Origin of the sequence: Bradyrhizobium tropiciagri (assembly GCF_001189845.1) — a bacterium.
Classification (GTDB): Bacteria; Pseudomonadota; Alphaproteobacteria; order Rhizobiales; family Xanthobacteraceae; genus Bradyrhizobium; species Bradyrhizobium tropiciagri.
In genome coordinates this window covers 245,354-259,220 of the sequence record NZ_LFLZ01000001.1, presented here as the reverse complement: position 1 = coordinate 259,220, position 13,867 = coordinate 245,354, and the positions used below count along the sequence as shown (strand labels likewise).

Below are 13,867 nucleotides of genomic sequence, written 5' to 3'. Positions count from 1 at the left end.
CTCGATCAAGTCGGCTCTTTCTCTCCTAAGTCCTGGACCACATGCTCTAATGGACCGCAGGCAGACCAAGATAGGTCTCGATCAATTTTGGGTTCTCTGACAGGGAAGCGGCCTTGTCCGCCATGACGACTGCCCCGCGCTCGATGACGTATCCATAGTCAGCGATCTCGAGCGCCGCCCGCGCGTTCTGCTCGATCAAGAGCACGGCAACACCGGTGCGACGTAGGGCCGCAATGATCCGGAATATCTCCCTGGTCACCAGTGGGGCTAACCCAAGGCTCGGTTCATCAAGCATCAGGAGTGACGGCCGCGACATGAGAGCCCGTCCAATAGCGAGCATCTGCCGCTCTCCTCCTGAGAGCGTTCCAGCAAGTTGAGAGGAGCGTTCCTCGAGGCGCGGAAATGTGGAATAAACGGCCTCCAGTCTCGACGCCATTTCCGTATGGCTCTCCCGCCGAAAGCGATATGCGCCAAGGCGCAGGTTGTCGCTCACGGTCATCCCGGTGAAGAGCTCGCGGCGTTCGGGGACAAGTATCAATCCCGCCTCAACTCGATCCTCGACCTCGGAGTTGGAGACGTCCCGGCCAAGAAATTGAATCGTGCCGCGACTGGGCAACAGGCCCGAGACTGCGTTCAGGGTCGTGGACTTTCCGGCTCCGTTAGGGCCGATCACCGTAACAATCGTGCCCGGCCGAACCTCCAGCGATAGAGCGTGGATGGCTTCGATCTTGCCGTAGGATACCGACAGGCTTCTCACATCCAGTATCGGACCGCTCATCCTGCGCTCCCGAGGTAGGCCTCAAGAACACGGACGTTCTGCCTCACTTCGTTGGGCCGCCCTTCGGCAATCTTCGTTCCAAAATCGAGGACAACAAGCCGGTCGGCCAAGCCCATGACGAGCTCCATATCGTGCTCCACGAGCAGAATGGCGAGCCCGCGGCTTCGAAGCTGACCCAGGACTTGTCTCAGCTCCATTTTTTCCGCGTGGCGCAGGCCTGCGGCCGGCTCATCGAGCAGAAGCAGGACGGGATCCAGCGCCAACGCTCGAGATATCTCCATGAGCCGCTGCTGTCCCAGAGCGAGCGATCCGCCGAGCTGCAGGCCGCAGTCGCTCAGCCCCAGCAGCTTTAGTTGCCGCCAGGCATCATCGACAACAGCATTCTCTTCCCGCCTGTTGAGGCCCAGCATTGCGCGGATATAGCCGCAATGCGATCGGCAATGCGCTCCAAGCGACACATTGGCGAGGACCGTCATATCCGGATCCATCTTCACATGCTGGAACGATCGCGCCACGCCGAGCTGGGCGACACTCCGGGCTGCGCCCGACCTCGTGCGGTTGCCGAGCAACTCGACGGAACCACCGACCGGTGACAGCGCGCCAGATACCAGATTGAACAGTGTACTCTTGCCGGCTCCATTCGGACCGATCAGGCCGACGATCTCACCGGCCTTGACGTCAAAGCTGACATCATTGACGGCAACCAACCCGCCGAACGTCTTACTTACCGCGTCGACGCTAAGCACCGTCGTGTCGCGCGCTATCTTGGAACGCTCTGCCAGCCGTTCGCTGGCGGCGCCCTTTGTCGTGACGGCGTAACCGGGCCCGCTCGGAATCGCTCGTGCGATGACGCCCCACAATCCCTGTGACGAATACTGCAGCAGCAAGATCAGTGTTACACCGAAAGCAACAACCTCATACGTTCCGACTTCGCCGGACAGGAACGGCAGCAACCGCTGCAGCAGGTCCTTCAGCAACAGGACGGCGCCGGCCCCGAGGAGCGCTCCCCAGACCGAACCCAGACCACCGATCACCGACATCAGGAGGTATTCGATGCTCGCCGTGGCAGAGAATGGCGTCGGATTGACGGTCCGTTGCATGTGCGCGAACAGCCAACCAGCCACGCTGGCAAGCAAGGCAGCCACGATGAACGCCTTCAGCTTCTCGCGGCCAGCATCCACCCCCATCGAGCCGGCCAGCGCTTCGCTTTGCTTGAGGGCGCGTAGCGCGCGGCCCGGACGAGATATCAGGAGATTCTCCAGGAGCATCGTGGAGACCAGCACGATTGCCCAGATCAGCCAGAAGACCTTTCGTCCCGTATCCAACGGCACGGTCCCCAAATAGATCGGCGGAATGCCGATCAGCCCGTCATATTTTCCCAGCGCTTCGAGGTTGCCGAACAGAAAATAGAGAGCGAGCCCCCAGGCCAACGTGCCCAACGGCAGAAAGTGGCCGGACAGTCGCATGGTCAAGAGCCCTAGAACCACGGCGGCAACGGCGGTGATAGCCAGGCCCGCCATCAGCCCCAGCCAGGGCGACACACCGTAGGCGGTCGTCAAATACGCCGTCGTATAGGCCCCGAGTCCTACGAATGCGGCCTGACCAAACGAGGTGATGCCCGCCGCTCCCGTCAGCAGCACAAGACCCAGCGCGGTAAGCGCCGAGATGCCGACATAATTGCCGACCGTGATCCAGAACTCCGATACGGGGAGAAACGGTACTGCCAATAGAACACACGCCAGGGCGAGCGCTTTGCCCCTGCCCATAGCAAGGCGCCTCACAAGGTCGATCAATTGCTTTGCTCCTGGCTTGCGTCCCGAAAGCTCAACGAGCGATACAGAAGCACCGGCAAAATGAGCGTGAAGACGATGACGTCCTTCAATGAGCTCGTCTCGAATGTGATGAAGCTCTCGAGAATCCCAATCATCAGCGCGCCAATGGCTGCCACGGGATAGCTGACCATTCCGCCGATCACTGCCGCGATGAAGCCCTTGAGGCCGATCAGGAACCCCGTGTCGTAGTAGATGGTCGAAAGTGGCGCCAACAGAATTCCGGATGCCGATCCGATGGCGGCGGCGACGCCCAATGCCAATCTTCCCGCGCGCACGGTACGAATTCCAACGAGCCTCGCGCCCAGACGGTTCTCGGCTGTCGCCTTGAGCGCCTTTCCTTCCAAGGTTCTTCCGAAGAAGAACGAGAGGGCCAGCATTGCCAGAAGCGCGGCTACACCGATCGCGACGCTCTGCCCCGTGACCGTCAGGGCTCCAATATTGGCCTGAAGATCGACGAGCGGGGGCGTCCTGGATCCCTCCGCTCCAAACATCGCCAGTCCGATGCCGGTAAGGGCAAGATGCACACCGACCGAGGCAATCAGGAGCACCAGGATGCTCGCGCTCTGAAGCGGCTCATAGACCAGCCGGTAAACTTTGGTTCCGATCAAGACCACGATACTGATCGATATCAGTGCCTTCATCGCGAAAGGCACCTGTGCCGACGCGCCAATGTAGCCCATGGCACACACGCCAGCCGTGATCGCAAGATCACGCAAAATGCCGTTCACGACTCGCCATGAAAACCCGGTTCGGGCGAGCTTCCACACCTCCCGCATCCAGACCAGCAGCGCGAGCACCACAAGCAGCCCGATCGTATTTGGCGTGCGGCCTGTGTTGAGGGCAACGACGGTCAGGGCGCCATACGAGACAAACTCACCCTGCGGAATGAAGATGATGCGGGTGACCGTGAAGACAAGCACCAGCGCTACAGCCAGCAGCGCGTATACCGCACCGACCGTCATACCGTCCTGAACAAGGAAGGCTGCAATCTCGAGGTTCATTTCGCGTCAGCCTCTGGTCGAAAGCCGGCCTCTTGTGCTTGCGAGAGGCATTCCATGACCCCGTCGACGTCCGCGCACTTTTCCATCAGCAGCAGGCAAAGCCGCGCCAGCAGCGCCGCCTCGTTCGCCTGGCCGGCAGATGTCAACGCCTCGCACAGGCCGGTGTAGGCCCACTCTCGCTCATCTCGTCCCCATTTCGCCATCACTGCGCCGCCCTTGCTCGCGCCAAGGCGACACCAATCGCACTTGTCAGATCTCCCGGCTTCATCGCGCGCCATCGCGCGCAAATATGTCCGTCCGGGCGAAACAGGTATGCTGCCCGCGGCGCCGCATCGTAGAGCGCAATGAACCGGTCACTTGTCGCCGTGGATCCGCTTGCCGATGAATGATCCGCGGCCCCCTCAATCTCGACCACCCGAACGGCCAATCCGATTTTGCCGGCTGCATCCACTTCCTCACCAACCGTGGCAGCCAGCGCACCCCGCCCCGTCCAGATCAGGGTGAAGTCATCCCCCAACAGTTGGGTCAGGTGCCTGTGTTCACCGTCCACCTGCACCGGACACTCCAGCGTGGCCGCCCCCAACTGTGGTCCACCGATGAACTCGCCCTCGTCCCGGGTCACGCAGTTCAGCGCCGATCCCTGATAGGTGCTTGCACTGGCCTGGCGGGGGTTGATCAGCGTCGCGATACCCTCATGCCGCCTGGCAAGGGACAAAGCGGCATCCCGCATCAATTCATATCCATGCGACGGCGGCGCCATGAACTCCGTGCTCTTCATGGCGTTTGCGACGTTCGTCTCCCAGGCCATGCGGCGTTCCTGCGTGTAAGTGTCCAGGATACTGGTGGGCGCTATGCCTCGGACCACGGCTGCCAGCTTCCAGCCCAGGTTAAATGCATCCTCAAAACCGCTGTTAAGGCCCCTCACGCCGAATATCGGGACCAGATGCGCAGCATCCCCGGCGAAGACGACGCGCCCGGTCCGGTATTGATCCAGAGAAACGGCAGCTGCCCGGTAGACGCTGCTCCAGATCAATTTCCAGGGACGGTCGATGCCCAACATCGCGAGATGAGCCTTGACGATCGGAACGACGTTCTCATCGCGTAGCATCTCGTCCTGGTCTTCATCGGCGCGGAGCTGATAGTCGAGACGCCACACGTTATCCGGCTGCCTGTGCATAAGCATCGTTCGACCGGGATTGCTGGGTGGATCGAACCAGGCGAGCCGCTCTGTCGGAAGATCGAGATCGATCTCGATATCGACGATGACGTACCGGCCCTCGTAGCTCGTGCCGTTCATCCGCAGGCCGAGCGCCTGTCGTGCCCGGCTTCGCGCACCATCACAAGCGACGAGGTAGTCCGCGTTTACAGCGTACGAAGTCCCCTTCGCCGACAGGGTCAATTCGACCCCCTCTTCGCTCATTTTCAGTTCGTCGAACCGCGTCCCCCAGCGAATTTCGATGAACCCGGCGTACTTTTGGGCGGCATCGAGCAAGAACTGCTCGATGTAGTATTGTTGCAGGTTCGTCATCGGCGCAAGGCGCTGATCCCGATCGTGCGGCATCGAGAAGTTCAGCACTTCGTCGGTCCCGTAGAAGCTCCTTCCGTTCGTCCAGGCCAGGCCCTTGTCCTCGAAAGGCTTCAGTCCACCCAACCGATCGATGATCTCGAGAGAGCGCCGCGACAGACAGATGGCGCGGCTACCCACGCATACTGTCTCATCAGCCTCAATCACAAGAACCCGTATACCGCGCCGAGCTAACGCCAGCGCCGTGGCCAGGCCGACCGGGCCGCCGCCCGCGATAGCAATCTTCCAGTTCGTAACGTCGTGACCGCCCGAAAGGGGCGGCACGGACACCGGATGAACCACATGTGTAAAGTTCGGGGTAGACGTTCTCACTTCTGGATCCTTGGCCTGAGGAATTGCCGGCGCGCCCTACTCCTTCTCTACGTAGAGCCAATTCCCGTCTCTGATCTCGACCATAACCTGACTGCGCTCGTCGGCCCCGTTGTGATCAATGGTTGAAAACGAGTACACGCCGTGCGTCACGACCAGGTCGCGCAATTGCTCGATGCTGTCTCTTAGAGCCTGCCGGAATTCGCGGGTCCCGGGGGCCGCTTTCCCAAGAGCCTGCTTGATCGCGGCCTGGATGATCAGCTGCGCATCCCACGCCACGCCACCGAAGAGCGACCGCGATTTCTCGCCGTACTTCCTCTCGTACGCCTTGAGGTACTCCAGCGCGACTTTCTTGATCGGATTTGTATCGGGCAATTGTTCTGCGACGAGCAGAGGCGCGACCGGAAACAGCGTCCCCTCAACGTCCTTGCCGCCGACGCGCAGGAAATCTGCATTCGCTATCGCTTGAGTCTGATAAATGGTGCCTGCAAACCCGCGGCGCTTCAACTCGATCTGCGGAGTGGCGCCGGGCGTACCCGTCGCCGCGATGAAGACGGCGTCGGGTCGTGCAGCGACGATCTTCAGAGCTTGCGAGGCAAAGCTCGGATCGGTGGGGTTGAAGCGCTCGGTCGCAATGATCGAGACATTGTACATCGCAGCAATTTTTGACGCCACGTCCAGGAACGTCTGACCGTAGGCGTTACTGACGGCAACCACTCCCAGTTTGGTCTTCTGGTTCTGTTGCATATTGCCGAGGATTCGATGAAGCGCGATCGCCTCATTCGGCGGGAGCTTGAACATCCATCGACGCGGACCTGTCGGAGGGTCGACAATTGCGCTGCTGCCGGCAAGCGTGAGTGCAGGTGTTCCTGTCTCTTCCGCAACTTGCATGATTGCAAGCGACGTGGGCGTAATGGACGGTCCAACGATCACATCAACAGCGTTCTCGGCTGTGAGTTTGCGCGCCGCCGTCGTCGCGGCCCCGGGATCGGAGGCGTCGTCAAGAATCGTGACCTGAACCGCCTGGCCACCGATTTCCTTCGGCCATAAGTCAACGGTGTTTCGCGCGGGAATTCCCAACGAAGCAGAGGACCCGGTCAGAGACAGGATAACGCCGATCTTTACCTCGGCTTCCGCAACTGAGGCGCCAGCGCCCGACAGAACAAGCGCGAACAGCAACACTCGATAGAACATAGTTTCCCCCTATAATGTTTTTTCACGTTTTACGACATCAGACCGAAGACGCGAAATTGCGACCTCGAGCACCAGACCGCGATCAGTTCGGCGAAGGCTTGCCCAGCACCCCCCGAAAACATGTCTCGACAGTCCGGGTGACCGTCGGCCACTAAACCTGACTGCAATACGCCGGTAATCAGACCCGGTCTGTCATCATGTTTGATGACAAACCACCAACGGGAAGCGACGGCGAACGTGATCCTGGCGTTCGGTAAGCCGTCATTCAACCGAGCGCCGCTGCGCTTGCCCGAAGTCGCTTCCGGCTTTGAACACTAGCGATCCGCCGCAACAGCTGACGAAGAGGCGCCACAGATACATGGCGCTTCACGGTGTTCTGACTAGGCGCGAGCCTGGACCGAGGTTGGATTTCTCGCCAGCGACGGATCTGCCGCTGCAAGCGCCTCCTCCCGCACCGGCGATGGCGGCATGATCACGGTCGAATTGATGTAACGCTTCCGCTGCTTGGCTTCTGCTCCGGATAGCTGCACGACACGATCCCAGCCCGACGTTACCACCGATCCCCACGGCCCAAGATCGAGGCAGGTAGCGTATCGTTCCTGGGTATATGGCAGGGTGGGAATCCCGAGCAGATCAGCCGCGGCATTATTGCCGGAAAATCGTCCCAACCCCAAGGCGTGTTGACACGACATAAGGGTGTAGTTTCCGGACGCGTCCGTCCTGGCGCGGGCAGTATCCCCAGTTGCGAAGATTTCCGGCGCACTCGCCACGCGAAGATCCGCATCAACCAGCAGGCGACCAATCGCGTCGCGCTGGCAGTTGATCTGCTCGGTGAGAGCGCTTGCTCGCATACCGCCGGTCCAGACAACGCTAAGGCTATCAATTCGCTCGCCTGTTGTGGTCCGAACACCACCTGCATCAATTTCCTCGACAGACGTCGACAGCCTGCACTCCACGCCTTGCGAGGCAAGCGCTTCGACGATCACTGGACGGGGTCCAGCGCCGAGCTCCGGACCGATCGCGTCGGCTCGCTCGATTACGATCACTCTGACTTGCGCCCCCTCCCCAAGAATGGACTGCATCCTTGCGGGGAGCTCCGTAGCGATCTCAATTCCGGTGAAGCCTCCACCGACAACAATCGCGGTGTTGCGGGCCAGGCTGTCTTGCCGCCCAGCCAGGCTGCGCAGATGCGCCTCAAACTGGCTAGCCTCGTCGAGTTGATCGATACTGAATGCATAGTCGCTCAGGCCAGGTATTGCGGGGCGAACCACGCGACTTCCCGAAGCCAGCACCAGGCGATCATACGCAAGGCGAACATGCGTCCCGCTCGGATCCACATATTCAATCGCCTTCCCCTTCGCATCAATGACCTCGACGGTCCCGGCCACGAACCGTACCCCCGCAGCCTCAAACAGCGCACCAACTGGCGCGGTCATTTCCGCAACATTCGCCTCGTAGAAGCGCGGACGAAGATCCAGCGAAGCCCGCGGTGCGACGACGGTCACTTCGATCTGGTCGGGTCCGATGGTGTGCTTGTCGAGAAGTCGCGTTGCTGAGAGCGCGCTCCAGACGCCAGCGAAGCCAGCTCCTATGATCACGATTCTTTTCACGAGTAAGAACTCCTGCTGCTTCTGCACCATTCGCGGATCGAATACTGCACCAATATCTAACACAGACTATATCAGTCCGCTTTAAATGACGCAAGCCTCCACGGCGTCGCATGCGATGTTTTGCCCGGCGAGTATTGGATTGGTGCTGAACGTTGCTACGAGGTTTGGAAACCAGCATGCTCACACGTTTGGAATGCAGTGAGCGCTTCGTGTTCGAAGAGGTTAATCGGCTGAGCTGGATCGCGGCTGTTGGCGCGCTGTTTGATTGCAGCGTTGAAGTTTCTGGCAACTCACAGAAAGTGACGGCGACGCAATCTCAAGACGGCAACCTGACGTAGTCGGCACAGTTTCGGTGCACGGCACGGACGTCAGAGATGACGCAAGCGATTCGAGATAAACATCGCTATTTGCTCTTAGAAACGGATGTATTACATATCGGCATATCGGTGCGATTACTGATTGTAAGGGCCATGGCACATATTGGGGCAGCGGTAGAATACGGTCTGCATTGTTTGATCTGGCTTGCGAACTACCCGGATTTCGAGGTCAGCAGCCGCGATTTGGCCGATATCCAGGGCGTGCCGGCGGCCTTTGTCTCAAAGATATTTCCGCGTCTGGAAAAAGCCGGTATCGTGCAGTCTTCCAAGGGAATCCAGGGCGGATATCGCCTCGCGCAAGCGCCCGAGGCGATCTCAATTCTTGACGTCGTCGATGCGATTGAGGGAAAGAAGCCTCTGTTTGACTGCCGGGAGATCAGAGGTCATTGCGCCCTTTTTGGAGGGAAGCAACCCTCCTGGTCGGGACGAGGCCTTTGTGGCATTCATGCCGCCATGCTTCGCGCCGAGAAAACGATGCGAGACGAGTTATCCAGGACCTCTCTGGCAAGCCTCGCGTCGGGGGCAAATCGCAATGCCCCTGCCTCATTCGCAGATCAGGCGAAGGCCTGGTTCAGAGAGCGAGCCTCGACCCGGGACACGGCTCGTCGCGCCGGACTGAGGCGAAGTTCGAAAGCGCGAAAAGCCGCGAGCCGGTAGATTAGCTTCCCTGGTTTCATCCGCGCCGATTTCGCGCGTCGATCTGTAGAAGCTCCCACCTGATGGACAGAGCATGAGTTCGGGATCGACCTTTGGGTCGATCACCGCCAGTCAATTTGACTATCGCAAAAACGTGGACGGCCGCGAGAAGCAATCGTCGTGACTCCAGCGCGCAGGCTTCTTCGTTTGATCTGCAATCAAGCCAAGGAGTCGGGTGCAGTCACGATCGATTGTTCGCTCGATGACATTGGCGATGCCAAGCATGAGCCCCGAACGGCGCGATGCCGTCGCGAACCAGGGCGATAGCGGTGCCGTACCGAGACCCGCATCTCGCGCTTCTGAACTCAAGCGTTGATCGTCGAACTTCGCGGGCAATGGCAGCAGGACGGACAGGCCACTCGGAATCGCGGTGTGCACCTCGCGCCGGGCTAGCGCATCCAGCAGACAGTTTTGCCGCTGCGCGTACAGGCGTCGCATACGCCTCAAGTGCCGCAGATAGTGGCCCTCCTGCAAAAACCTCGCCAGGGCCAATTGGACCGCGACGTTTGGAGGTGCCCCCAGCCACGAAGCGACGTCGATCATGCGATCAACGAGCCGCTCTGGCGCTACGAGGAACCCGACGCCGAGCAACGGACTGATTGTCTTGCTGAACGATCCTATGTGAACAACCCGATCGGCTCCGCCCCCGGAAGCGAGCGCGTTCGCCGACCGTCCGGAGAGGTGAAGCTCTGCAAGGTAGTCGTCCTCAACTATCCAGGCATCCGACCGGGAGGCCCATTGAACGAGTTCCGAGCGACGATTCTGCGTCATCGTAAGCCCGCTGGGCGCCTGTTGTCCGGGCGTCACGATTGCCAGAGCGGCCCGCGGCGCCAACTCGTATCCTTTGCGAACGCTTAGACCCTCCTCGTCAATCTGAACCGGGATCGGAACAACGCCGGACACTTCAACAGCAAGCCGCGCGACGGGGTACCCGGGATCTTCCAGCCACGCCTGCCGCCCGGTCACATCCATTGCCCGAATTGCCAGTGCCAGGCCGGCGCGAAACCCGCTAGTAACGATGATCTGCTCCGGCGAGCACGTGATCCCGCGCGCGATCGCCACATGGGACGCAAGTGCCGACCTTAGCTCACTCAGCCCGCGCCCATCCGAATGGCCGGTCCATAACGAGGTGGCCTGAACCCCTTGCCGATGCAGGCGAGACCATAGTGTAGCGGGAAAGGCATCGTGGGCGGGCACCCCCATCTGAAAGGCGGAGGCATGATCCGGGCCACGACGCGGGTCCTGCCTGGACGGTGTGGTGGTTGCCAAAGCTTCTTTGACGGGCAACGGGTCGACAACCCGCGTTCCCGCCGATCCGGCGGTGACGAGTAGCCCTCGATCGCTCAGTCGCTCGTACGCTGCCTGAACCGTGCCCCGTGCGACCCCAAGCTGCGCGGCCAAATCACGCCACGATGGGAGCCTTCCGCCCGGTGCAAGCGATCCGTTGGCAATCGCCGCTTCAACGTGTCGTGAAATTTGGTCGACGAGAGGCGACGGATCTTCTCGATCGAGGCTCAGTCCCGCCATTCTCCAAGCTACGGCTCGCGCCATGATCGTATTCGTGCCGTTTAGAACCAAGCCGGGCCAGACCAGGAACCATGCTGCATCAGTTACATCTCGATTTTCGATCACGCTATCCGATCCTGTGATCGGACGCGAAACAACTGAGCAGCCCGGACCAAGGCAGAGCTCCTGGCTTCGCCTTTCCAGTTTGACAAGCAGCCGGGGGCAGACCCCAGATTTGAGCTTACTCGACTACAACTAACACAGACTATATAAGTCCCTGTTATATTCTGCAACCCGACCGGTTGGAGCCTGGACAGCGTGCAACTGGCTGCCGGGAAGTACGAGAAATCGAGCAACACTTGCCGCAAGCGTGCGGCCAACGACCTTCACGATCCAATTGACGATTTGTTCGACCTTTCTGTCGACGCGGCCAGAGAAAGGGAAATGCCTTGATGAGACGGCTGCGGCGCGAGCGGAAACCCGAAGGGCTCGCCAATCGTCTTGCCGGAGACACCGGGTACGCGGTGCCTGGCAGGTGGGGCGCGCCAGTGTCTGCTGCGCGTCAAAAGTGAGACATCCCCGCGGCAGGCGTCGTGTGTCGGCTTTGCCCGAACGTCCCGGATTTATGAGTGCGCCCTGCCCGGCGTTCGTCCGCGCGACAGCCATTCAAACGCGGACTGCGCCGCCTGGACCCCGCTGGCTGCTGCCGCGTCGGCAATCATCCCCTCCTCACCGACCCAGTCTCCGGCAACAAACAAGCCGAAAGCACCCGGCACGCATACGCTGGCGCGAGGCCGATCCCACCGCGGCAAACTGTGTGAAACGACCATTCCGCGCAGCGTCTGTCGCGTCACTTCACGTTCGCGCCAACCAGGCATCACAAGGTCCGCGATCGCCTCCAGCTCCTCGGTCGCATTTTTTGCGGGCGCCTCCCCAATGGGCAGGTACTTCGCGATATGCACTATCGCGCCATCAACGGGCGCCAACTTCGCAGACCCGGTGTGGACGGACAGATAAAATGGCTCATCGATGCCCAGCGCGAAATCATGGGCGCCGGGGGGCAGGCCTCGCAGCGCCAGGTCGAGGGTATTCGCACGGACGGCGCGCGATTCCCTTACCTCGTCGATCAGCGACGTGATGTCTCCAGCAAGCGTAGCTGCTTCGTGCGGTGCGACAGCCAGAATCACAGCTTCCGACGAGCGGCTCTCGCCATTTCCGAGAACTAGCTGCAACCCGTCGGTCGTGCGCGTCACCCGGTCGACCGCCGCGTTGAGGTTCAGCTCCACTCCTGCGGCTCGCGCCGCTTCGACCAGGCCCTTAACCAGACTCGCCCACCCGCCGTCGACATATATCGTTCCGCCCGCCGTGATGCGGATTTGGTCCAGGAGAACCCGAGCGGATATGTGACCCGAACCATTGGCGTAGCTCGACAAGCGAGCCAATGCCTCGACCAGGGAGCGCACCATCGGTGACAACTCCTCGCCGTCCAACCAGTCGGCGAAGGAACCGGCACGAGTCGCTCCGTCCATGATCGCTTTGAAAGCGCGCGTAAAGCTGACTTTGTCGCCCAATCCAAGCAGCGACGTCGTGACGATTGATCCGAGCGTCGTCGGAAGACTATGGAGCCTCCCTTTGATGATCGCTTGGCGAGCCCGCGACAGGTTTCGTCCGCCCGTATAGGCAATGCCTAACCGATCGAGCGTCCTCTTCAGCGCGCCATTGCAGTAGAGCGCATGAGGACCTCGATTGAACAGAAACCCGTCGAGGTCTCGTGTTCGAGCCCGGCCGCCGAACTCATTTGCCGTCTCAAACACCGCGACCCTGGTGCCCTTCCTGGCCAGCTCTACGGCCGCGATCAGTCCAGCGAGCCCTCCGCCCACGATATCGACACGTTGATCCTTCATTCCAACACCACGCACGTTGCCAGATTGCTTAGAGACACACTTCGTTCAGTTGCCACCGCCAAATCGTACCAGACGCTCCTCCAGGGCCAGCGAGGTACTCGCACACGCTCTCACAGTCGGCCCGTTCAGCGGCGCATGATCCCATCGCCGCCGCGCGCGCTAACAGTCTCGTACCTGTGAGGACAACGTCTAAGGAAAATCGCCCAATGCCTTCACGAATCCGACGATTGTGTCCATCAAGCCCTCGCGCTTATAAAACCGCTGCGCCTGAATATTAGTCGCCGCAGTATCAAGAACCAGGCGACGACAGCCTTCAGCCTTTCCAATCTTCGTCAATTCCCCGAGCAGAGCCGCGCCCAGCCCGTGGCTCCTCTCAGCGCTGGTCGTGACCAGATCGTCGACATAGAGGAAGCGACCATGGATCAGGTTTTCCGTCACGCGATAGCCGGCGATGGCCAATACTCGCTGCCCTCGCCAGGCGGCCAAGACCCGGTAGCCGGCGGCTGCCATACTCGACGCCCGGTCCACCCACTCGGCAGATCCCTTGAGATAAGGGCGCAATTCGCAAATCACGGGAAAGCAGGCGGTCAATTCATCCCTGCTGATTGCTCCCTTCAGGATTACTCCAGAGTCGATCGGGGCCAACGGCGCCATGAATTGCCTCGCGGTGTTTCCGGTTGCTCATTCTTAGCGCCCGCCCCTGTTCCATATGAGAGGCAGGATTTGTCAATGTTGCTGGACCAAAACGGCGTCAGTCCCCGCTGACACCTTACTTCGATCACTTTCACGCGCGCCGTCTTTCCAGCTGCATGCTTGAGGCATTGCGGGCCTCGGAAGCGAGTTCGCATCTGTGGCGCGGCGGACGATCCGCCTCACGGAGAGACCGCTCAAGACAGTTCAGATGCGAGAATGACCACGACGCTTCCCCACCGTCGTATCGAGGTCGTCAGTGGGGCGCTGGCGTAGTAGCCTCGCAGGCACTCAAGTGATGCTATCGAACGTAATCGCTCCCCACCGATCTCAACGCGCCACGTTCGGTTCATCACGCGTACACGGCTAATCACGCCCAACAGCC

Annotated in this window: 12 protein-coding genes; 2 read left to right on the top strand and 10 right to left on the bottom strand. The window is 60.5% G+C overall.

The features are described from left to right. Positions 1 to 46: 46 nt before the first annotated feature. The 7 genes from AKN84_RS01230 to AKN84_RS01200 all read right to left on the bottom strand — a co-directional run bounded on the left by AKN84_RS01230 (position 47) and on the right by AKN84_RS01200 (position 8,339). A complete protein-coding gene (locus AKN84_RS01230; RefSeq protein WP_050418955.1) occupies positions 47 to 778 on the bottom strand; it encodes an ABC transporter ATP-binding protein in 732 nt (243 codons plus the stop codon). Further along, positions 775 to 2,571, bottom strand: a complete 1,797-nt coding sequence (locus AKN84_RS01225) for a branched-chain amino acid ABC transporter ATP-binding protein/permease (RefSeq protein ID WP_430649873.1) — start codon at positions 2,569 to 2,571, stop codon at positions 775 to 777. The genes AKN84_RS01230 and AKN84_RS01225 overlap by 4 nt, the downstream gene beginning before the upstream one ends. Next, positions 2,568 to 3,611: a branched-chain amino acid ABC transporter permease gene (locus tag AKN84_RS01220; protein ID WP_050418953.1), complete on the bottom strand. Its 1,044-nt coding sequence runs from the start codon at positions 3,609 to 3,611 to the stop codon at positions 2,568 to 2,570. The genes AKN84_RS01225 and AKN84_RS01220 overlap by 4 nt, the downstream gene beginning before the upstream one ends. Further along, a complete protein-coding gene (locus AKN84_RS01215) occupies positions 3,608 to 3,814 on the bottom strand; it encodes a hypothetical protein (protein WP_050418952.1) in 207 nt (68 codons plus the stop codon). The genes AKN84_RS01220 and AKN84_RS01215 overlap by 4 nt, the downstream gene beginning before the upstream one ends. After that, entirely contained in the window at positions 3,814 to 5,508 is a 1,695-nt protein-coding gene (locus AKN84_RS01210) for an FAD-dependent oxidoreductase (protein ID WP_050418951.1), read from the bottom strand. The genes AKN84_RS01215 and AKN84_RS01210 overlap by 1 nt, the downstream gene beginning before the upstream one ends. A 36-nt stretch (positions 5,509 to 5,544) precedes the next feature. After that, entirely contained in the window at positions 5,545 to 6,699 is a 1,155-nt protein-coding gene (locus AKN84_RS01205) for an ABC transporter substrate-binding protein (protein ID WP_050418950.1), read from the bottom strand. A gap of 380 nt (positions 6,700 to 7,079) precedes the next feature. Beyond that, the gene (locus AKN84_RS01200) at positions 7,080 to 8,339 is read right to left on the bottom strand and encodes an NAD(P)/FAD-dependent oxidoreductase (RefSeq protein WP_050418949.1); all 1,260 of its coding nucleotides are present in this window, start codon (positions 8,337 to 8,339) and stop codon (positions 7,080 to 7,082) included. Between the two features lie 146 nt (positions 8,340 to 8,485). Between AKN84_RS01200 and AKN84_RS47130 the strand changes: the two genes are divergently transcribed. Together AKN84_RS47130 and AKN84_RS01195 are read left to right on the top strand one after the other, a co-directional pair. Continuing rightward, positions 8,486 to 8,647 (top strand): hypothetical protein, encoded by a 162-nt coding sequence (locus AKN84_RS47130; protein WP_157863228.1) that lies wholly within the window; start codon positions 8,486 to 8,488, stop codon positions 8,645 to 8,647. A gap of 36 nt (positions 8,648 to 8,683) precedes the next feature. Beyond that, entirely contained in the window at positions 8,684 to 9,343 is a 660-nt protein-coding gene (locus AKN84_RS01195; protein WP_244484872.1) for an RrF2 family transcriptional regulator, read from the top strand. A 120-nt stretch (positions 9,344 to 9,463) separates the two neighbouring features. On the opposite strand, the gene pdxR is transcribed toward AKN84_RS01195, so the two are convergent. From pdxR to AKN84_RS01180, 3 genes are all read right to left on the bottom strand, one after another. Then, positions 9,464 to 11,014 carry a MocR-like pyridoxine biosynthesis transcription factor PdxR gene (gene pdxR, locus AKN84_RS01190; protein ID WP_244484871.1) on the bottom strand — a complete coding sequence of 517 codons (1,551 nt, stop codon included), beginning with the start codon at positions 11,012 to 11,014 and terminating at the stop codon, positions 9,464 to 9,466. A gap of 497 nt (positions 11,015 to 11,511) precedes the next feature. Beyond that, positions 11,512 to 12,792, bottom strand: coding sequence for a phytoene desaturase family protein (locus AKN84_RS01185; protein ID WP_050418946.1), 1,281 nt, complete (start codon positions 12,790 to 12,792; stop codon positions 11,512 to 11,514). 189 nt (positions 12,793 to 12,981) lie between these two features. Further along, complete coding sequence (locus AKN84_RS01180; RefSeq protein ID WP_050418945.1) at positions 12,982 to 13,446, bottom strand: GNAT family N-acetyltransferase; 465 nt, start codon at positions 13,444 to 13,446, stop codon at positions 12,982 to 12,984. Positions 13,447 to 13,867: the final 421 nt, after the last annotated feature.

Excerpts from the sequence above, each read along its gene's own strand:
- AKN84_RS01230 (WP_050418955.1), bottom strand. The coding sequence starts at position 778 with ATGAGCGGTCCGATACTGGATGTGAGAAGCCTGTCGGTATCCTACGGC.
- AKN84_RS01220 (WP_050418953.1), bottom strand. The coding sequence starts at position 3,611 with ATGAACCTCGAGATTGCAGCCTTCCTTGTTCAGGACGGTATGACGGTC.
- AKN84_RS01215 (WP_050418952.1), bottom strand. The coding sequence starts at position 3,814 with ATGGCGAAATGGGGACGAGATGAGCGAGAGTGGGCCTACACCGGCCTG.
- AKN84_RS01205 (WP_050418950.1), bottom strand. The coding sequence starts at position 6,699 with ATGTTCTATCGAGTGTTGCTGTTCGCGCTTGTTCTGTCGGGCGCTGGC.
- AKN84_RS01200 (WP_050418949.1), bottom strand. The coding sequence starts at position 8,339 with ATGGTGCAGAAGCAGCAGGAGTTCTTACTCGTGAAAAGAATCGTGATC.
- AKN84_RS47130 (WP_157863228.1), top strand. The coding sequence starts at position 8,486 with ATGCTCACACGTTTGGAATGCAGTGAGCGCTTCGTGTTCGAAGAGGTT.
- AKN84_RS01195 (WP_244484872.1), top strand. The coding sequence starts at position 8,684 with ATGACGCAAGCGATTCGAGATAAACATCGCTATTTGCTCTTAGAAACG.
- AKN84_RS01185 (WP_050418946.1), bottom strand. The coding sequence starts at position 12,792 with ATGAAGGATCAACGTGTCGATATCGTGGGCGGAGGGCTCGCTGGACTG.
- AKN84_RS01180 (WP_050418945.1), bottom strand. The coding sequence starts at position 13,446 with ATGGCGCCGTTGGCCCCGATCGACTCTGGAGTAATCCTGAAGGGAGCA.